The organism is Streptomyces sp. NPDC101178, assembly GCF_044767965.1.
Classification (GTDB): Bacteria; Actinomycetota; Actinomycetes; order Streptomycetales; family Streptomycetaceae; genus Streptomyces.
The window spans coordinates 232,025-250,867 of the sequence record NZ_JBIWOZ010000002.1 but is presented as its reverse complement, the minus strand read 5'-3'; the positions used below and the strand labels follow the sequence as shown (position 1 = coordinate 250,867).

General features: G+C 71.4%; 13 protein-coding genes. 10 read left to right on the top strand and 3 right to left on the bottom strand.

The window, feature by feature from the left end:
* Nucleotides 1-348 precede the first annotated feature (348 nt).
* The 4 genes from ACIRR8_RS05260 to ACIRR8_RS05245 all read left to right on the top strand — a co-directional run bounded on the left by ACIRR8_RS05260 (nt 349) and on the right by ACIRR8_RS05245 (nt 6,138).
* Nucleotides 349-2,454, top strand: coding sequence for a phosphocholine-specific phospholipase C (locus tag ACIRR8_RS05260; RefSeq protein ID WP_404059177.1), 2,106 nt, complete (start codon nt 349-351; stop codon nt 2,452-2,454).
* A 188-nt stretch (nt 2,455-2,642) separates the two neighbouring features.
* Entirely contained in the window at nt 2,643-4,883 is a 2,241-nt protein-coding gene (locus ACIRR8_RS05255) for an MMPL family transporter (protein WP_404059174.1), read from the top strand.
* Nucleotides 4,861-5,466 (top strand): GNAT family N-acetyltransferase, encoded by a 606-nt coding sequence (locus tag ACIRR8_RS05250; RefSeq protein ID WP_404059171.1) that lies wholly within the window; start codon nt 4,861-4,863, stop codon nt 5,464-5,466. Before ACIRR8_RS05255 ends, ACIRR8_RS05250 begins: the two co-directional genes overlap by 23 nt.
* Nucleotides 5,467-5,514: 48 nt before the next feature.
* A complete protein-coding gene (locus tag ACIRR8_RS05245) occupies nt 5,515-6,138 on the top strand; it encodes a hypothetical protein (protein WP_404059169.1) in 624 nt (207 codons plus the stop codon).
* 53 nt (nt 6,139-6,191) lie between these two features.
* On the opposite strand, the gene ACIRR8_RS05240 is transcribed toward ACIRR8_RS05245, so the two are convergent.
* The 3 genes from ACIRR8_RS05240 to ACIRR8_RS05230 all read right to left on the bottom strand — a co-directional run bounded on the left by ACIRR8_RS05240 (nt 6,192) and on the right by ACIRR8_RS05230 (nt 8,749).
* A complete protein-coding gene (locus ACIRR8_RS05240) occupies nt 6,192-6,383 on the bottom strand; it encodes a DUF6191 domain-containing protein (protein ID WP_404059165.1) in 192 nt (63 codons plus the stop codon).
* Nucleotides 6,384-6,433: 50 nt separating this feature from the next.
* The gene (locus ACIRR8_RS05235; RefSeq protein WP_404059162.1) at nt 6,434-7,645 is read right to left on the bottom strand and encodes a PQQ-dependent sugar dehydrogenase; all 1,212 of its coding nucleotides are present in this window, start codon (nt 7,643-7,645) and stop codon (nt 6,434-6,436) included.
* A gap of 147 nt (nt 7,646-7,792) precedes the next feature.
* Nucleotides 7,793-8,749 (bottom strand): aldo/keto reductase, encoded by a 957-nt coding sequence (locus ACIRR8_RS05230; RefSeq protein ID WP_404060664.1) that lies wholly within the window; start codon nt 8,747-8,749, stop codon nt 7,793-7,795.
* A 227-nt stretch (nt 8,750-8,976) separates the two neighbouring features.
* On the opposite strand from ACIRR8_RS05230, the gene ACIRR8_RS05225 reads away from it, so the two are divergent.
* The 6 genes from ACIRR8_RS05225 (at nt 8,977) to serA (ending at nt 18,687) form a co-directional block, all read left to right on the top strand.
* Nucleotides 8,977-9,939 (top strand): 2-hydroxyacid dehydrogenase, encoded by a 963-nt coding sequence (locus tag ACIRR8_RS05225; RefSeq protein ID WP_404059159.1) that lies wholly within the window; start codon nt 8,977-8,979, stop codon nt 9,937-9,939.
* Nucleotides 9,940-10,274: 335 nt separating this feature from the next.
* Nucleotides 10,275-13,094 (top strand): putative bifunctional diguanylate cyclase/phosphodiesterase, encoded by a 2,820-nt coding sequence (locus tag ACIRR8_RS05220; protein ID WP_404060662.1) that lies wholly within the window; start codon nt 10,275-10,277, stop codon nt 13,092-13,094.
* A gap of 218 nt (nt 13,095-13,312) precedes the next feature.
* Nucleotides 13,313-15,169, top strand: a complete 1,857-nt coding sequence (locus tag ACIRR8_RS05215; protein WP_404059157.1) for an acetolactate synthase large subunit — start codon at nt 13,313-13,315, stop codon at nt 15,167-15,169.
* Between the two features lie 23 nt (nt 15,170-15,192).
* A complete protein-coding gene (ilvN, locus tag ACIRR8_RS05210) occupies nt 15,193-15,720 on the top strand; it encodes an acetolactate synthase small subunit (protein WP_003966072.1) in 528 nt (175 codons plus the stop codon).
* A 108-nt stretch (nt 15,721-15,828) separates the two neighbouring features.
* Entirely contained in the window at nt 15,829-16,830 is a 1,002-nt protein-coding gene (gene ilvC / locus ACIRR8_RS05205) for a ketol-acid reductoisomerase (protein WP_404059154.1), read from the top strand.
* A gap of 264 nt (nt 16,831-17,094) precedes the next feature.
* Nucleotides 17,095-18,687, top strand: coding sequence for a phosphoglycerate dehydrogenase (gene serA / locus ACIRR8_RS05200; RefSeq protein ID WP_404059152.1), 1,593 nt, complete (start codon nt 17,095-17,097; stop codon nt 18,685-18,687).
* The last annotated feature ends 156 nt before the right edge of the window (nt 18,688-18,843 follow it).

The following is an 18,843-nucleotide window of genomic DNA, read 5'->3' as shown; positions in this document are numbered from 1 at the left end:
ACCGCCCCTCCGGCCGTGGTTCGCAGAACCTTGAGAGCCCCCGCTGAACACCGTCACCGCCGAGCTCGTCTTCTTCGCCCTGCTCCCGGGCCTGCTCGCCTTCGCCGTCGTACGCCCCCGGGGCCTGCCGGAGGTCACCCGGCTCGGACTCGCGACCCTACCGGCGACGCCGCTCGCGTCCACCCTCGCGCTCCGGGGGTCCCTGCACATCATCGGGGCACAGGCCGCCGCTTGGACTTCTCGTACGGCCTCTTGGACGTTCACCACCGGGCCGTACGCAGTCCTTCCGACCGCCACCTGCGCTGACTAGCTTCCCGGCTGTAACCCACCGACACACGGGAGGCTCCTTTGACCACGGACATGTCACGGCGGCGGCTCTTCGCCCTCGGCGGAGGCGCGCTCGGCGCCGCTGCGGCCGGATCGTTCCTGCCGCCGTCGCTCCAGGCAGCCATCGCCGCGCAGCCCGCCCACCCGGCGGGGTCCGGAGGGCTCGGGGCCATCAGGCACGTGGTGATCCTCATGCAGGAGAACCGTTCCTTCGACCACTACTTCGGCACTCTGCGCGGTGTACGCGGCTTCGGCGACCGCAACGCCATCGAGCTGCCCACCGGCGGGACCGTCTTCGAGCAGCCCGCCGCCTCCGGCACCACCGTGCTGCCGTTCCCGGTGCGCGGCGCGGCCGAGGAGCAGAAGAAGGACCTCCAGTACATCGGCGCCCTCGACCACTCCTGGAGCGGCGGCGCGAAGGCCTGGGGCGGCGGCTGGATGAACGGCTGGATCAGCGCCAAGACCGCGGCCACCATGGCGTACTACGACCGCCGGGACATCCCGCTCCACTACGAGCTGGCCGACACCTTCACCGTCTGCGACGCCTACCACTCCTCCATCCACACCTCCACCAGCCCCAACCGCAACCACCTCTGGAGCGGGAAGACCGGCTTCGAGGCGAACGGGAAACGGGCCGTCGGCAACGACGCGTACAACGAGGGCAGCCATCCCGGCTACGACTGGTCGACGTACGCCGAGCGGCTGGAGAAGGCGGGCCGCAGCTGGCGGACGTACACGGAGTGGGAGAACTTCACCGACAACCAGATCGAGTTCTACGCCACCTTCAAGGCCATCGCCCGCAAGGCCCTGGCCAGGACCGGCGGCCATACGTACATGGAAGCCTTCTACGCCAAGGTGCGCGGTGCCTCCGAGGCCGAGCGCACCCGGCTGCTCGGGCTGCTGGAGGAGGGCGTCGCGACCCTCACGAAGCAGGAGCGGAGCCTGTTCGAGCGCGGGCTGCGCCGGGTTCCGACGGGCACACTGGCGGAGGAGTTCGCCAAGGACGTGGCCGCCGGGACGCTGCCGGAGGTCTCCTACCTGGTCCCCTCGGCCACCGACTCCGAGCACCCGAGCACCTCGTCACCGGTGCACAGCGCCACCATCGTCTACAAGATCCTGGACGCGCTCGGCCGGCATCCGGACGTCTGGCGCCACACCGCCGTACTGATCAACTACGACGAGAACGACGGCTTCTTCGACCACGTACCGCCGCCCGTCGCCCCGCCCGAGGTGACAGAGGAGCAGTGGGAGGGCCGCCCGACCGGCCTCGGCATCCGGGTGCCGCTGCTCGTCGTCTCGCCGTGGACCGTCGGCGGGTACGTCTGCTCCGAGGTCTTCGACCACACCTCGGTCATCCGCTTCCTGGAGCGCTGGACCGGCGTGAAGGAGCCCAACATCGGCGACTGGCGGCGCCGCGTCACCGGCGACCTCACCTCCGCCTTCGACTTCACCCGGCCGCGCCGGAAACCCGCCGTCCAGGCGCCCGGCCCGATCCCGCCGCTCAGCGGCCGCTGGCAGCCGAAGCCTCCGTCCGTCCAGCACCGCCCGGAACAAGAGCCCGGCGTACGCCCGGCGCGCCCACTGCCGTACCAGCCGGACGCGCAGGTCAGGCGGGCGGACGATGGCCTACGGGTGGAGCTGGCCAACAGCGGCCGGTCCTCGGCGCACTTCACGCTCTATCCGTACGCCGGTGAGTTCGCGGCCCCGCAACACCAGGACGTCCGGGGCTCGGGCCGCTGGACCGTACCGTTCGCCAAAGACGCGTACCGCTTCACGGTCACCGGGCCGAACGGCTTCCGGCGCGAGTTCGCCGGGCCGGTCCAGGGCGGCGCCGAGGTCACCACCCGCATCGACACCCGCGACCGCGACGTGCACCTCACCCTGCGCAACACCGGCCGCCGTCCGCTGACCTTCCTCGTCCGGCCGCTCGGCTACGTCGACGAGGATGACCTGCACGACTGGGTCCGCCGCGTCACCGTCAAGCCGGGCCGCCAACGCACGGTCGTGCACTCCGCGGCCGACGCGCACGGCTGGTACGACCTCGCCGTCACGGCCGACGGCGAGGACGGCTTCCGGCGGCGGCTCATGGGGCACATCGAGAACGGCCGGGCGAGCGTCTCCGGCTGAGCCCGCCGACAGCGGGTGGCGCATGGGGTGTCGCGTGTAGGGAACAGATCAACTCCTGTGACCATGGCCACGAAACGGACAAAGGATCACTTTCTGCTGAGAGAGTGGCGGTCCAGGTCATGCGACGTTTGCGGGCAGAGCACGTTATCTGCGGGTAAAGGTCCACGAACCCGCAGGGAGCTCGTCCGTTGGCTGCCATCGCCCGCTGGTGCATCAAGCACCGCCTTCTCGCCGTCCTCATCTGGCTCGCCGCCCTCGGCGGCACGGCCGCCGCGGCGGGGTTCGCGGGCTCCGCGTACTCCAACGACTACGAGGTGCCCGGTACGGAGTCCGGCCGGGCCACCGAGCTCCTCTCGCGCGGCTTCACCGACCTCGGCGGCGACACCGACACCGTGGTCTGGCACACCACCGGCTCCACGGTCCGGGCCGCCGACGTCGAACAGACGATGACCCGCACGCTGCACGCCATCGACGCGCTGCCCGGCGTCGGCGCGGTCACCGGCCCGTACGGCGCCGAAGGCGCCGGCCGGATCAGCGAGGACGGCCGCACCGCCTACGCCACGGTCACCTTCGACCGCCCCGCCGACGAGATCCCCGCCTCCCAGGCGCAGGCCCTCGTCGACACCGCGAAGGAAGCCGAGGCGGACGGGCTCCAGGTGGAGCTGGGCGGCACCGCCGTCGCCCTCACCGAGGCGCCCTCCGCCCATATCGCCGAGGCGGTCGGCGTCGCTGTCGCGGCCGTGGTCCTCTTCCTGGCCTTCGGCTCGCTCGCCGCCAGCCTGCTGCCCATCGCCACCGCCCTGGTCTCCGTCGGCACCGCCTACGCGGGCATCGTCCTGCTCGGCCATGTGATGACCGTGGCCGACTTCGCGCCGATGCTCGGCATGCTCATCGGGCTCGGCGTCGGCATCGACTACGCGCTCTTCATCGTCACCCGGCACCGCAGAGGGCTCCGGCGCGGCATGTCCGTCGACGAGGCGGCCCAGAACGCCGTCACGACCACCGGGCGCGCCGTCGTCTTCGCCGGGGCCACCGTCTGCATCGCCCTGCTCGGCATGCTGATACTGCGACTCAGCTTCCTCAACGGCGTCGCCATCGCCGCGTCGCTCACCGTCGTGCTGACCGTGGCCGCCTCCGTCACTCTGCTGCCGGCTCTCCTCTCCCGCATCGGGATGCGGGCCCTCAGCCGCCGCGAACGCCGCCGGCTCGCCGAACACGGACCGCGCCCCGACCTGCCCACCGGCTTCGCCGCCCGCTGGTCCGCCTTCGTCGAGCGCCACCCCAAGCTGCTCGGCGGCATCGCGGCCGTCGTCATGACCGTCCTCGCGCTGCCGGCCCTCGGCCTCCACCTCGGCACCTCCGACCAGGGCAACAACCCGGCCACGACCACCACCCGCCAGGCGTACGACCTGATCGCCGACGGCTTCGGCCCCGGCGTCAACGGCCCGCTCACCATCGCCGCCCAGCTCGACGGCGCCGACGACCGGCTCGCGCTGGACGCGCTGCCCGAGACGCTCCGTACCACCGAAGGCGTCGCCTCGGTCAGCCCGGTCACCTACAACAGCGGCGGCGACACCGCCTTCCTCACCGTCGTCCCCGACTCCGCGCCCCAGTCGCAGGAGACCAGCGAGCTGGTCGACCGCATCCGGGAGGACGTGCTGCCGCCGGTCGCGGACACCAGCTCGCTGGAGACGTACGTCGGCGGCGTGACCGCGAGCTACGACGACTTCGCCGAGATCATCGTCGGCAAGCTGCCGCTCTTCGTCGGGGTCGTCATCGGTCTCGGCTGCCTGCTCCTGCTGCTCGCCTTCCGGTCCATCGGCATCCCGGTCAAGGCCGCCGTCATGAACGTGGCCGCCGTCGCCTCCTCCTTCGGGGTCGTCGTCGCCGTCTTCCAGTGGGGCTGGGGGAGCGAGCTGCTCGGCCTCGGCAGCGCCGGGCCCATCGAACCGTTTCTGCCGGTGATCATGGTCTCGGTCCTCTTCGGCCTCTCCATGGACTACCAGGTCTTCCTGGTCGGCCGGATGTACGAGGAGTGGCTGGAGACCGGCGACAACCGGCGCTCGGTCCGGGTCGGCCTCGCCGAGACCAGCCGGGTGATCAACTCCGCCGCCGTGATCATGATCTCCGTCTTCCTCGCCTTCGTGCTCAGCGGCGACCGGGTGATCGCGATGTTCGGCATCGCGCTGGCCACCGCCGTCGCCCTGGACGCCTTCGTCCTGCGCACCCTGCTGGTACCGGCCCTGATGCACATGCTCGGCGGCGCCAACTGGTGGCTGCCGGGCTGGCTGGAGCGCCGGCTGCCGCGGATCAGCATCGAGCCGCCCGACACCGTGGTGGATCGTGCGAAGATCCCGGGGGCGCGCGTCACGGAGGAGGGCGTCGCGCCGGCAGAGGAGGAGCAGGATGTTCGCCGTATCCCTGGGTGAGGAGCCGGGTCAGGACCCGGGGCAGGACCTGGCTGACGACCGGCGGGACCGGCGGGCCGAGCTGCGGCCGCTGGAGGTCTGGCAGGCCGAGGAGTTCCTCGCCCACATGGACCGGGCGCGCGAGCTGGTCGACCCCTGGATCCCGTTCGCCTCTTTCGCCACCGACCTGGACTCGGCGCGCGCACTGCTCCAGCGGTACGCGGACAAGCAGGCGGCGGACACCGGGCGGCTCCACGGCATCTGGCTGGACTCCACCCTCGTCGGCGGTGTCCTGTTCCGGACCTTCGACGCGCAGTCGGGCACCTGTGAGCTCGGCGTCTGGCTGGAGCCCGCCGCCCAGGGCCGGGGTCTGATCACCCGGGCCGCCGAGCGCCTGATCGACTGGGCGGTGCACGAGCGCGGCATGCACCGCGTCGAGTGGGTCGCGGCCGCCGCCAACACCCGCTCCATCGCGGTGGCCGAGCGGCTCGGCATGACCCGCGACGGAGTGCTGCGCCAGAACTACCTCTACCGGGGCGTACGCCACGACTCGGAGCACTGGTCCGTGCTGGCCCCGGAATGGCGGGCCCGCACCGGGCGCTGAGCGGTGGCGTTAAGGGGGCTCTCATCCGGGGCCCCTAGCGTGCGGCACATGAACACCACCCCCTCCAGGACGACCGACCTCTCCAAGACGGCCGCACCGGCCGACGACCCCGGGAAGAGCACCGCCGACGCCGCTGCGGAGGGCACCACCGCGACCGCCGAGCCGGACGGGACTCCGGTGGCCGCGGACTCCTTCGACGAGGCCGAGGCTCTCGACGGAGCCGATGACGACGACCTGGAACCCGACGCCTTCACCGAGGCCCGCCACGGCGTCGGGGCGGGCGCCACGGCCGTGGTCTCCGCCGCACTCGGCGTCGTCGCGCTGACCGGTGCCTGGTCCGGCCGGGTCGCCGCCGAGCGCGAGACCCTGCTGGGCCAGATCCAGACCGCGGGCGGCTCCAGCGCGGCCCAGCAGATCTCCGAGATCTACGGCGACGCCTGGCACGCCACGGCCCTGGTCAACGGCGTCTTCGCGGTGCTGGCCCTGCTCGTCGGCGCCTTCGTCCTGGCCCGCCCGGCCTTCGGCACCCCCGCCACGAGGCCGCAGCCCGCCTGGATCCGGGCGGTCGCACTGGCCGGAGTCGCGCTCGGCACCCTCGGCGTACTGATCTCCGCGGGCATGTACTTCGACCTGTTCCTCTCGCTGCCGGTCGCGGGCACACCGGCGGGCTGAGCCCGTGGAGCGCCTCGGGTGCGGTCCGGGCCCGCAGCGGCGGACCCGGACCGTCAGCGCCCGGAGCCGTCCGGGGCGGGCTCCGCCTCCGGGGCGCGGACCGTCACCTTGCCGGAGGTGAGGTCTATCGGTCCGCGGGCCGGGTCGCCGGCGGCCACGTCCACCCGGCTCAGCTCCAGCCGCTTCCGCTCGTCGCTCGTGTGCTTGCGGCCCGGGGCGAAGAGCTCCTCGAAGAAATTGAACACGGTCGTGCTCCCTCCGGCATGGTGCGCGGGTGATGGATACGGGTGTCCGCCTACTCCACTTCGACCAGCAGGATCCTGTCGTCTCCCGGCTTCGGCTCTCCCCGGCCGTCCGTATTGCTGGTGACCAGCCAGAGCCGGTCGCCGCCCGCGCTCACCACGGTGCGCAGCCGGCCGTGCTTCCCCTCCAGGAACGCCTGGGGATCCGCCAAAGGTTCCTTCGCCCGGTCACCGGAGAGCGGGATCCGCCAGAGCCGCTCGCCGCGCAGCCCGGCCATCCAGATCGAGCCCTCCGCGTACGCGATACCGCTCGGCGAGGCCTCGGAGGTCTTCCACTGGGCCACCGGATCGATGAACCCGTCCTCGCCCTCCCGCCCCTCCACCTCGGGCCACCCGTAGTTGCCGCCGGGCTCGATCAGGTTCAGCTCGTCCCAGGTGTTCTGGCCGAACTCGGCCGCCCACAGCCGCTTCTGCGCGTCCCAGGCGAGCCCCTGCACATTGCGGTGCCCGTACGAATACACCACCGAGTCCGCCTCCGGGTTGCCGTGCACCGGCTCCCCGTCCGGAGTCATCCGCAGGATCTTGCCCGCCAGCGACTCCTTGTCCTGCGCGAGCCCGGTGTCCCCGATCTCGCCGGTGCCCGCGTACAGCATCTTGTCCGGGCCGAACGCGATCCGGCCGCCGTTGTGGATGTTCCCCTTGGGGATGCCGCGCAGGATCGTGTCCGGGGCGCCGAGCTGCTGTCCGGCCGGACGCTTCTCGTCGTAACTCATGCGGACGATGCGGTTGTCGGAGGTGGTGGTGAAGTAGGCGTACACCCATCCGTCCGCCGCGAACGTCGAGGAAACCGCGAGGCCCAGCAGGCCGCCCTCGCCCGCCGGGGAGACCCCGGGCACCGAGCCGAGCAGGGTCTGCTTCCCGTTCTCGCCGTCGATCCGGTGGATCGTGCCCTCGTCGCGCGAGGCGACCAGCAGGTCACCGCCCGGCAGCGCGGTCAGCCCCCAGGGTGACTTCAGCTCCTCGGTCAGCGTCGAGACGACCTTCGCCGAGCCCTTGGCGGGCGGCAGATCGGCCGACCGATCCGGCGAGGGCGAGCCGGAGCCCGGAGAGGCGGCGGTCGGCGAGGCGGCCCCCGTACCGGACGAGCCCTCCTCCCCGCCCGCGGAGCACGCGGCCGACAGGACCAGCGAGGCCGTCGCCAGCGCGGCCACCACCCCCCTGCGCACCGCGGGGGACCGACCTGACCCGAACACAGCACCGCGCACTGAACCGATCCTCTCGACGGCTGCCTGAACTCTCTGCCCGTACTGCCCTGCTACCTGTTCCTACACCGCGACCGCGCCAGGAGTTCCCGGTGCGGTCCATTGTCCCGCTATCTCCCGCTGTCCGCCGTCTCCCGCCCGGCGCCCCGCTCAGTCCCAGGACCCGCGCGCCCGGGGCAGCCCGGCGATCTCCGCCAGGGCCGCCGCGTCCAGCTCCACCCCCGCCGCCTCCGCGTTCTCCACCGCCCACCGCTCCCGCTTCGTCCCCGGCACCGCCACCACATGCGGGCCCTGCCGCAGCACCCACGCCAGCGCCACCTGGGCCACGCTCGCGCCGAGCCGCTCCGCGATCCGCCGCAGCCCGGCCACCACGGGCTGGTTCGCGGCCATCATCTCGGCGGTGAACCGCGGGTGCCGGGCCCGTAGGTCCTCGGGCTCGAAACCCTGGCCCGGCTTGAGCGTCCCGGTCAGATAGCCGCTGCCGAGCGGCATCGCGGCGAGTACCCCGACCCCGCGCGCCGCACACCACGGAAGCAACTCCTCCAGCGCCTCCGGCGACCACACCGACAGCTCCGCCTCGACGGCGCTGACCGGGAAGACCTGCTGGATCCGCTCCAACTGCCGGATCGTTCCCGCATGCGGCCCGGCGCCCGACCGGCGCGGAGCGCGCGCCCCGACCGCGCACAGCCCCAGCGAACGGACCTTGCCCGCCGTCACCAGCTCCGCCATCGCACCCCAGGTCTCCTCCACCGGCACCTCGGGGTCGGCCCGGTGCAGCTGGTAGAGGTCGATCACATCGGTCTGGAGGCGCCGCAGCGAGGCGTCGCAGGCCCGTCGTACGTAACCGGGGCGGCCGTTGGCGACGATGTGCTGATCACCCACCAGGAGCCCGCACTTGGTGGAGAGGAAAGCCTCCGACCGCCGCCCCCTGAGCGCCCGGCCGACCAGCAGCTCGTTGGTGAACGGCCCGTACATGTCCGCGGTGTCGAGCAGCCGGACCCCCGCGTCGAGCGCCGCGTGCACCGTACGCACCGAGCGGTCACCGAGCTGCTGCGACGCGCTGTACCCCCAGCTCATCGGCATACAGCCCAGACCCACCGCGCCCACGGCCAGCCCCGACGCCCCGATAGTCCTGCGCTCCAACTCCCCGAACCCTCCCTCGTTCCCGCGGTCACGGGGCCGTACCGCACCCCGAACCAGGGCCTCTCGTTCGGATCATGCCGGACCCCGCGGGTCCGGCATGATCCGAACGAGAGACCCTAACCTCTGACCCGGCCGCGACTTCGATCAGCCGTCCTGGAGCACTCGCACACCCGTCGCATAGCCTCCTGACCATGACTGCGACGACTGCCCGCGCGACGACCGCCGACGTATGGCTGCCCTTCCCGGCCGAGGAGATCGAAGGGCTCCCCGAAGGCCTCGACTACCTCTTCTGGGACGGCGGCCCGGAGTACCCCGGCGACCCCGCGCACTGTGTGTACTACGTGGTCCCCTACATGAAGGGCTCCGAGATCGCCGTCCGGCCCATGGGCGCGATGAGCGCCGTCCAGGTGGTGCAGACGCTCTCGGCGGGCATCGACCACGTGGAGCCGGGTCTCGGCCTCCTGCGCGCCGGCGTACGCCTCTGCAACGCCAAGGGAGTCCATGAGGCGTCCACGGCGGAGCTGACGCTCGCCCTGATCCTGGCCTCCCTGCGTGACATCCCCGGCTTCGTCCACGGCCAGGACAACGAGGAGTGGCGGTCCGGGTTCTATCCGGCCCTCGCCGACAAGTCCGTCCTCATTGTCGGGTACGGCTCCATCGGCGCGGCCATCGAGGATCGGCTCGCGCCCTTCGAGTGCGCGCAGGTCGCACGCGTCGCGCGCTCCGCGCGGACCACGGAGCGCGGTCCCGTACACACACTCGACGACCTCCCGGCCCTGCTGCCCGCCGCCGATGTCGTCGTGCTCTCCACCCCGCTGAACCCCTCCACCCAGGGGCTGGTGGACGCCGAGTTCCTCGCCGCGATGCCGGACGGCGCCCTCCTCGTCAACGTGGCCCGCGGTGGAGTCGTGGACACCAAGGCCCTGTTGGCCGAACTGGAATCCGGACGGCTGCGCGCCGCGCTCGATGTCACCGATCCGGAACCGCTGCCCTCCGGCCATCCTCTCTGGCATGCTCGGAATGTCTTGATCACGCCTCATGTCGGCGGCAGCACCTCGGCGTTCGAACCGCGTGCCAAGCGGCTGCTGGCCGCACAGCTCACCCGGTTCGCCGCCGGAGAGCCGGTGGTGAACGTCGTCAGCACCACCGGCTGAGGCGCCCCGGGCGACCCGGAGCAGTCACGCCGAGGTGCGTTCCGCATGCACACAGCGCCGCCCACCTCGCATTTCGTCACGGAGCGTAGAGAGGCTATGGCCCTGTGTGACGAACCTGGTGTATCGTCCGCACCGGAGGGCTGCGCCGTGGCAGGGGCGGTGCGGGGGGAGCATCGGAACGCGAGGGGGCGACGGGCGATGTGCTGGGCATGGAGAGACGACCCGAGGCCGTGGAGCGGAGTGCGGCGGCCATCGGCGCTGCCCGGACGCGGCGCCCGCAGGTGGCCGGATTTCACCCCGGGGCGGCGGCCGGGGCCGGGACGGGGAGCCCTCCGGTGAGCGTGCTGGGGACCTGGCTCTCGCCGCGGACCGCCGCCGGCTCCACAGGACTGCTCGCCCGGATCCTGCTCGGCACGGTCTGCGCCGGATACTCGATCGGAGCGGCCTTCGGCTGGGGCTCACCGGAACTGGCCCGCTTCATGGGCGACTTCGGTCTCGCCGCGGCGGCGCTGATCGCCGCCGTCTCCTGCTTCCTCTACGCCCGGGTGAGCGCGGGACGGCTGCGGCCCGCCTGGCTGCTCTTCTCGCTCTCCTCCCTCATGGCGGCCTGTGGCAACGCCGTCTGGGGGTGGTACGAGGTGGTGCTCGGCGTCCCCGTGCCCACACCGTCGGCGGCCGACGCCTTCTTCCTCTGCTTCGCGCCGCCCGCCATCGTCGGCCTGCTCGTCCTCGCCAAACGCCCGGTCACCCGGGCCGGCTGGGTCTGTCTGGCCCTGGACGCCTGGCTGATCGGCGGGTCCCTGCTGACCCTCGCCTGGAGCCTCGCCCTCGCGCACGCCGCGCACATGGCGGGCGCGGAGGAGGCCAGCGTGGGCCCGGCGGCGCTCTCGCTGGCCTATCCGCTGCTGGACATCGTCCTCGTCTCCATGGTGCTCGCGCTGCACTTCCGCCGCTCCGGCGCCAACCGCTCCGCGGTCAACACCGCGATCGCCGCCCTGGCGCTGACCGTCCTGTGCGACGCGGTGTTCACCTCGCCGCTGCTGCGCTCCACCTACCACTCGGGCCAGTTGCTCGACGCCGGCTGGTTCGCCGGCTCGCTGCTTCTCGCCTACGCGCCCTGGGGCGTACGGAGCCGCGCGCCCGGCACCGACCGCCCGGGCCCGCCGCGCGCCATGAGCCGCCCGATCGCCGGGTCGCTGGCCGCGCTGACCCCGTATCTCGCCGCGGCCGTCTGCACGTTGGGCATCCTGTACAACGTGGTCGAGGGCCGCCGGGTGGACCGGGTCGTCATCTTCACCGGCTGCACGGTCGTCCTCGCGCTGGTCGTCCGGCAGGGGATCATGCTGCTGGACAACATCTCCCTCACCCAGGAGCTGGCCCAGAAGGAGAACCACTTCCGCTCCCTGGTCCAGGGCTCCAGCGACGTCATCATGATCGCCGCCCCCAGCGGCACCCTGCGCTACGTCAGCCCCGCCGCCGCCGGCGTCTACGGGCGCGACGCGGAGGACCTCGTCGGCGCGGAGCTCTCCTCGATCATCCACCCCGACGACCTCGGCCGGGTCGTCCATGAGGTGCGGCGCTTCCTCGCCGCCCCACCGCACGAGGAGCCCACCACCCGCATCGAGTGCCGCTTCCGCTCCGGCACCGGCGACTGGCTCCATGCCGAGTCCACCGTCAACCGGCACCAGGGCGGGCTCCTGCTCAACAGCCGGGACGTCACCGAACGGGTCCGGCTCCAGGCCCAGTTGCAGCACAACGCCGAGCACGACCCGCTCACCGACCTGCCCAACCGGGCCCTGTTCACCTCCCGGGTCCGCCAGGCGCTCACCGGCCGCCGCGCCGGAGACGCCGGCACCGCCGTGCTCTTCATCGACCTGGACGGCTTCAAGGCGGTCAACGACACCATCGGCCACCAGGCCGGCGACGAGCTGCTCATCCAGGCCGCCCGCCGCCTCCAGGAGTCCGTCCGGGCCGGCGACACCGCGGCCCGCCTCGGCGGCGACGAGTTCGCCGCGCTCATCATGGGCGACGGCACCCGCGACCAGGGCGCCCGGGAGTACCAGGTCCACGAGATCGCCGAGCGGCTCCGCCTCACCCTCTCCCAGCCGTACCGGATCGGCGTCAGCGAGGTCCGGGTGGCCGCCTCCATCGGCGTCGCCTTCGCCGAGCCCGGCATCACCCCCACCGACCTCATGCGCAACGCGGACCTCGCGATGTACCGCGCCAAGGCCGGCGGCAAGGACCGGGTCGAGCTGTACGCCCCGCAGATGCAGGCCGACGTCGTACGCCGCTCCGAGCTGGCCACCCGGCTGCGCACCGCCCTGCGCGAAGGCGAGTTCGCCCTGCTGCACCAGCCGGTCGTCCACCTCGCCAGCGGTTCGGTGGCCGCGGTCGCCGCCCAGGCCCGCTGGCGCTCCGCCCAGGGCATCCTCTTCACCCCGGCCGAGTTCCTGCGGGTCACCGGCGACGACGACCGCACCGCCGAGCTCGGCCGCTGGCTCCTGGAGGAGGCCGTCAAGCAGGCCGCCGACCGGGCGAGGGCCGGACACCCGGTCGCCGTCTCCGTACGCCTGACCGCCACCCGGCTGCTGGACAAGGCGCTGCCCTTCGGCTCCATCGAGGCGCTGCTGACCCGCCACGGGCTGCCGTCCGGGGCGCTGATGATCGAGGTGGCCGACAGCGACCCCCGGGTCTCCTTCGACGAGCTGGAGCAGCGCCTGGTCGCCCTGCGCCGCCTCGGTGTCCGGATCGCCCTGGACGGCTTCGGCAGCGGCTTCGCGGCCATCAACGCGCTCCGCCGCCTCCCCATCGACGTACTGAAACTCGACCGGAACCTGGTCGAAGGGGTGGTGGAATCGGCCAGGCTGCACAAGATCACCAGCGGGCTGCTCCGGATCGCCTGCGACCTCGGCCTCCAGTCCGTCGCCGACGGCGTCGACGTCCCCGAGCAGGTCCTCGCGCTGCGCGCCATGGGCTGCACCCATGGTCAGGGGATGGCCTTCTCCGGGCCGCTCGACGAGTACCGGCTGCGCCGCGCCCTGGTGCGCGGCCAGTTCCCCGTGCCGGGCGTCCCCGGCCCCCGTACGGTGATGGCGGGAGGCTCGATCCCGCTGCTCACCGGATCACATGCTGAGACGCCCGTCCCACCCACTTGACACGTCATGCGTGCCGGAGAGAGGGTCAATGCCATGCGCACCCGAATTCTCGTACTTGGAAAGCGCGTCGGCTGAAGCAGAGTCACTCCACGACACTCTGCGGACCGCACCCGGCGCGCTCCCCTCGCTTGCCTCACGGCACGAGGGGTTTTTTGTTGCACTGACACCTCTCAAAACGCTGCAAAACACCCGCGAAAACCCTCAGCTTCGAGAAGAGAATGCCGATGACCGAGCAGGCCACCGGGGCCCACCACCCGCAGCCGCGCGCCCGTACCGGCGGACAGCCGTCCGTCACCGTTGAGCACGTCACGGGCGCGCAGTCCCTCATCCGCTCTCTCGAGGAAGTCGGCGCCGACACCGTGTTCGGCATCCCCGGCGGCTGCATCCTCCCCGCCTACGACCCGATGATGGACTCCACCAAGGTCCGTCACGTCCTGGTCCGCCACGAGCAGGGCGCGGGCCACGCCGCCACCGGATACGCGCAGGCCACCGGCAAGGTCGGCGTCTGCATGGCCACCTCGGGCCCCGGCGCCACCAACCTGGTCACCCCGATCGCCGACGCGCACATGGACTCCGTGCCGCTCGTCGCCATCACCGGCCAGGTCGCCTCCAAGGCCATCGGCACCGACGCCTTCCAGGAAGCCGACATCTGCGGCATCACGATGCCGATCACCAAGCACAACTTCCTGGTCACCCGCGCCGACGACATCGCGCACACCATCGCCGAGGCCTTCCACATCGCCTCCACCGGCCGCCCGGGCCCCGTCCTCGTCGACATCGCCAAGGACGCCCTCCAGGCCCGGACCACCTTCAGCTGGCCGCCCGCCCAGGACCTGCCCGGCTACCGGCCCGTCACCAAGCCGCACGCCAAGCAGATCCGCGAAGCCGCCAAGCTGATCACCCAGGCCAAGCGCCCCGTGCTCTACGTCGGCGGCGGCGTCATCAAGGCCGGTGCCACCGCCGAGCTGAAGGTCCTCGCGGAGCTGACCGGAGCGCCCGTCACCACCACCCTGATGGCGCTCGGCGCCTTCCCCGACACCCACCCGCTGCACGTGGGCATGCCGGGCATGCACGGAGCGGTCACCGCCGTCACCGCGCTGCAGAAGGCCGACCTGATCGTCGCCCTCGGCGCCCGCTTCGACGACCGCGTCACCGGCAAGCTGGACAGCTTCGCCCCGTACGCCAAGATCGTCCACGCCGACATCGACCCGGCCGAGATCGGCAAGAACCGCACCGCCGACGTGCCGATCGTGGGCGATGCCCGCGAGGTCCTGGCCGACCTGGTCCAGGCCGTCCAGGCCGAGCACACCGACGGCAACACCGGCGACTACACCGCCTGGTGGAAGGACCTCAACCGCTGGCGCGACACCTATCCGCTGGGCTACGACCTGCCCGACGACGGCAGCCTCTCCCCGCAGCAGGTCATCCAGCGCATCGGCAAGCTCGCCCCCGAAGGCACGATCTTCACCGCCGGCGTCGGCCAGCACCAGATGTGGGCCGCCCACTACATCGACTACGACCAGCCCGCCACCTGGCTCAACAGCGGCGGCGCCGGGACGATGGGCTACGCGGTCCCGGCCGCGATGGGCGCCAAGGCCGGCGCACCCGACCGCACGGTCTGGGCCATCGACGGCGACGGCTGCTTCCAGATGACCAACCAGGAACTGGCCACCTGCGCGCTCAACAACATCCCGATCAAGGTCGCCGTCATCAACAACGGCGCCCTCGGGATGGTCCGCCAGTGGCAGACCCTCTTCTACAACCAGCGCTACTCCAACACCGTGCTGCACTCCGGCGCCGACACCGACGGCACCCCGGCCAAGGGCACCCGTATCCCGGACTTCGTCAAGCTGTCCGAGGCCATGGGCTGCCACGCCATCCGCTGCGAGGACCCGGCCGACCTGGACAAGGTCATCGAAGAGGCCAACTCCATCAACGACCGCCCCGTCGTGATCGACTTCATCGTCCACGAGGACGCCATGGTCTGGCCGATGGTCGCCGCCGGCACCTCCAACGACGAGGTCCAGGCCGCACGCGGCGTCCGCCCCGACTTCGGCGACAACGAAGACGACTGAGAGACAGAGAGAGAACGACTCCCATGTCCGAAAAGCACACGCTCTCCGTCCTGGTCGAGAACAAGCCCGGTGTCCTCGCCCGGATCACCGCCCTGTTCTCCCGACGCGGCTTCAACATCGACTCGCTCGCGGTCGGTACGACCGAACACCCCGACATCTCCCGCATCACCATCGTCGTGAATGTCGAGGGCCTGCCCCTGGAGCAGGTGACCAAGCAGCTCAACAAGCTGGTCAACGTCCTGAAGATCGTCGAACTCGAGCCCGCCGCCGCGATCCAGCGCGAGCTCGTCCTGGTGAAGGTCCGCGCCGACAGCGAGACCCGCTCCCAGATCGTCGAGATCGTCCAGCTGTTCCGCGCCAAGACCGTCGACGTCTCCCCGGAGGCCGTCACGATCGAGGCGACCGGAGGGGCCGACAAGCTGGAGGCGATGCTCAAGATGCTGGAGCAGTACGGCATCAAGGAGCTCGTCCAGTCCGGCACCATCGCCATAGGGCGTGGCGCGCGCTCGATCACCGACCGCTCGCTGCGCGCCCTCGACCGCTCCGCCTGACCGGCGGCGCGAGCGGCCCGCACCGCTCGTATGGCGAGACCCGATCACGTACACGACGCCCCCGCCGTACGGTGGGACGCAACACCTGCACACCAAGGAGAAGACCCAGTGGCCGAGCTGTTCTACGACGACGATGCCGACCTGTCCATCATCCAGGGCCGCAAGGTCGCGGTTCTCGGTTACGGCAGCCAGGGCCACGCCCACGCGCTGTCGCTCCGCGACTCCGGCGTCGACGTCCGCGTCGGTCTGCACGAGGGCTCGAAGTCCAAGGCCAAGGCCGAGGAGCAGGGCCTGCGCGTGGTGACCCCGTCCGAGGCCGCCGCCGAGGCCGACGTCATCATGATCCTGGTCCCGGACCCGATCCAGGCCCAGGTCTACGAGGAGTCCGTCAAGGACAACCTCAAGGACGGCGACGCGCTGTTCTTCGGCCACGGCCTGAACATCCGCTTCGGCTTCATCAAGCCGCCGGCCGGCGTCGACGTCTGCATGGTCGCCCCCAAGGGCCCCGGCCACCTGGTCCGCCGCCAGTACGAGGAGGGCCGCGGCGTTCCCTGCATCGTGGCCGTCGAGCAGGACGCCTCGGGCAAGGGCCTGGAGCTGGCCCTGTCGTACGCCAAGGGCATCGGCGGCACCCGCGCCGGCGTCATCAAGACCACCTTCACCGAGGAGACCGAGACCGACCTGTTCGGTGAGCAGGCCGTCCTCTGCGGTGGCACCGCCGCCCTGGTCAAGGCCGGTTTCGAGACGCTGACCGAGGCCGGCTACCAGCCCGAGATCGCGTACTTCGAGTGCCTGCACGAGCTGAAGCTCATCGTCGACCTCATGTACGAGGGCGGCCTGGAGAAGATGCGCTGGTCCATCTCGGAGACCGCCGAGTGGGGCGACTACGTCACCGGCCCGCGGATCATCACCGACGCCACCAAGGCCGAGATGAAGAAGGTCCTCACCGAGATCCAGGACGGCACCTTCGCCAAGAACTGGATGGCCGAGTACCACAACGGTCTGCCCAAGTACAACGAGTACAAGAAGGCCGACAGCGACCACCTGCTGGAGACCACGGGCCGTGAGCTGCGCAAGCTCATGAGCTGGGTGAACGACGAAGAGGCGTAAGTCTCGGGGGAGCGGGGCGGGTCCCGGGGGCCCGCCCCGCTCCGCATCACCGGAACGTGGCCTTCCGTACGGGTGTACACCGCGTCCACCCTCGTGCGGGTGATCCTTCCACCGGGGCGCAGTCGAAAGCCCTCCGCACCACTACACTTCTCAACACATACACGCGTCAGGGCCCACAGTGTCGTGCGTCTACCACGCGGCTAGCCCCTCCACCGCCTGCGGCCGTCGGGACGGCCGTCCGGCACTGGACTTGTGAGGACTCACGTGAGCTCGAAACCTGTCGTACTCATCGCTGAAGAGCTGTCGCCCGCCACGGTGGACGCTCTGGGTCCGGATTTCGAGATCCGGCACTGCAACGGCGCTGACCGCGCCGAACTCCTCCCGGCGATCGCCGACGTCGACGCCATCCTGGTGCGTTCCGCCACCAAGGTCGACGCCGAGGCGATCGCCGCCGCGAAGAAGCTCCGCGTGGTGGCCCGCGCGGGTGTCGGTCTGGACAACGTCGACGTCTCCTCGGCCACCAAGGCCGGCGTGATGGTCGTCAACGCCCCGACCTCCAACATCGTCACCGCCGCCGAGCTGGCCTGCGGTCTGCTGGTCGCGACCGCGCGCAACATCCCGCAGGCCAACACCGCCCTCAAGAACGGCGAGTGGAAGCGCTCCAAGTACACCGGGGTCGAGCTCAGCGAGAAGGTCCTCGGCGTCGTCGGCCTCGGCCGCATCGGTGTCCTGGTCGCGCAGCGCATGTCGGCCTTCGGCATGAAGATCGTCGCCTACGACCCCTACGTCCAGCCGGCCCGCGCCGCGCAGATGGGCGTCAAGCTCCTCAGCCTGGACGAGCTCCTGGAGATCGCCGACTTCATCACCGTGCACCTGCCGAAGACCCCCGAGACCCTCGGTCTCATCGGGGACGAGGCGCTGCACAAGGTGAAGCCCTCGGTCCGCATCGTCAACGCCGCGCGCGGCGGGATCGTGGACGAGGAGGCGCTGTACTCCGCGCTCAAGGAGGGCCGCGTCGCCGGCGCCGGCCTGGACGTGTACGCGAAGGAGCCCTGCACGGACTCCCCGCTCTTCCAGTTCGACCAGGTCGTCTGCACCCCGCACCTCGGCGCCTCCACCGACGAGGCCCAGGAGAAGGCGGGCATCGCGGTCGCCAAGTCGGTGCGCCTCGCGCTCGCCGGTGAGCTGGTCCCGGACGCGGTCAACGTCCAGGGCGGCGTGATCGCCGAGGACGTACGCCCCGGTCTCCCGCTCGCCGAGAAGCTCGGCCGGATCTTCACCGCGCTCGCGGGCGAGGTGGCGGCCCGGCTCGACGTCGAGGTGTACGGCGAGATCACCCAGCACGACGTCAAGGTGCTGGAGCTCTCGGCGCTCAAGGGCGTCTTCGAGGACGTCGTCGACGAGACCGTGTCGTACGTCAACGCCCCGCTCTTCGCCCAGGAGCGCGGGGTCGAGGTCCGCCTCACCACCAGCTCCGAGTCGCCCGACCACCGCAACGTGGTCACCGTGCGCGGCACGCTCGCCAGCGGCGAGGAGGTCGCGGTCTCCGGCACGCTGGCGGGCCCGAAGCACCTCCAGAAGATCGTGGCCATCGGCGAGCACGACGTGGACCTGGCCCTCGCCGACCACATGGTCGTCCTGCGCTACCAGGACCGTCCCGGTGTGGTCGGCGCGGTCGGCAAGATCCTCGGCGAGGCCGGTCTGAACATCGCGGGCATGCAGGTCTCGCGGGCGGCCGAGGGCGGCGAGGCGCTGGTCGTCCTCACCGTCGACGAGACCGTCCCGCAGACGGTGATCGGTGAGATCGCCGACGAGATCGGGGCCTCCTCGGCCCGCTCGGTGAACCTCACCGACTGACCCGTCCCGCTCCGCACCCGGCTGCCGGGCGCCTCCTCACCGAGGGGCGCCCGGCAGCTTTCTGCGTACGCGGACCCAACCCGCCTCTATGGGCCTCGGGTTGGGTCCTGGGGCCCACGACGGGTGAGGCTGCCCGACCCTAGGGTGTCCGGTTGT

Bases quoted from the DNA above. Each gene is read 5' to 3' on its own strand.
- ACIRR8_RS05250 (WP_404059171.1), top strand. From the start codon at position 4,861: ATGTTCGCCGTATCCCTGGGTGAGGAGCCGGGTCAGGACCCGGGGCAG.
- ACIRR8_RS05245 (WP_404059169.1), top strand. From the start codon at position 5,515: ATGAACACCACCCCCTCCAGGACGACCGACCTCTCCAAGACGGCCGCA.
- ACIRR8_RS05225 (WP_404059159.1), top strand. From the start codon at position 8,977: ATGACTGCGACGACTGCCCGCGCGACGACCGCCGACGTATGGCTGCCC.
- ACIRR8_RS05215 (WP_404059157.1), top strand. From the start codon at position 13,313: ATGCCGATGACCGAGCAGGCCACCGGGGCCCACCACCCGCAGCCGCGC.
- ilvN (WP_003966072.1), top strand. From the start codon at position 15,193: ATGTCCGAAAAGCACACGCTCTCCGTCCTGGTCGAGAACAAGCCCGGT.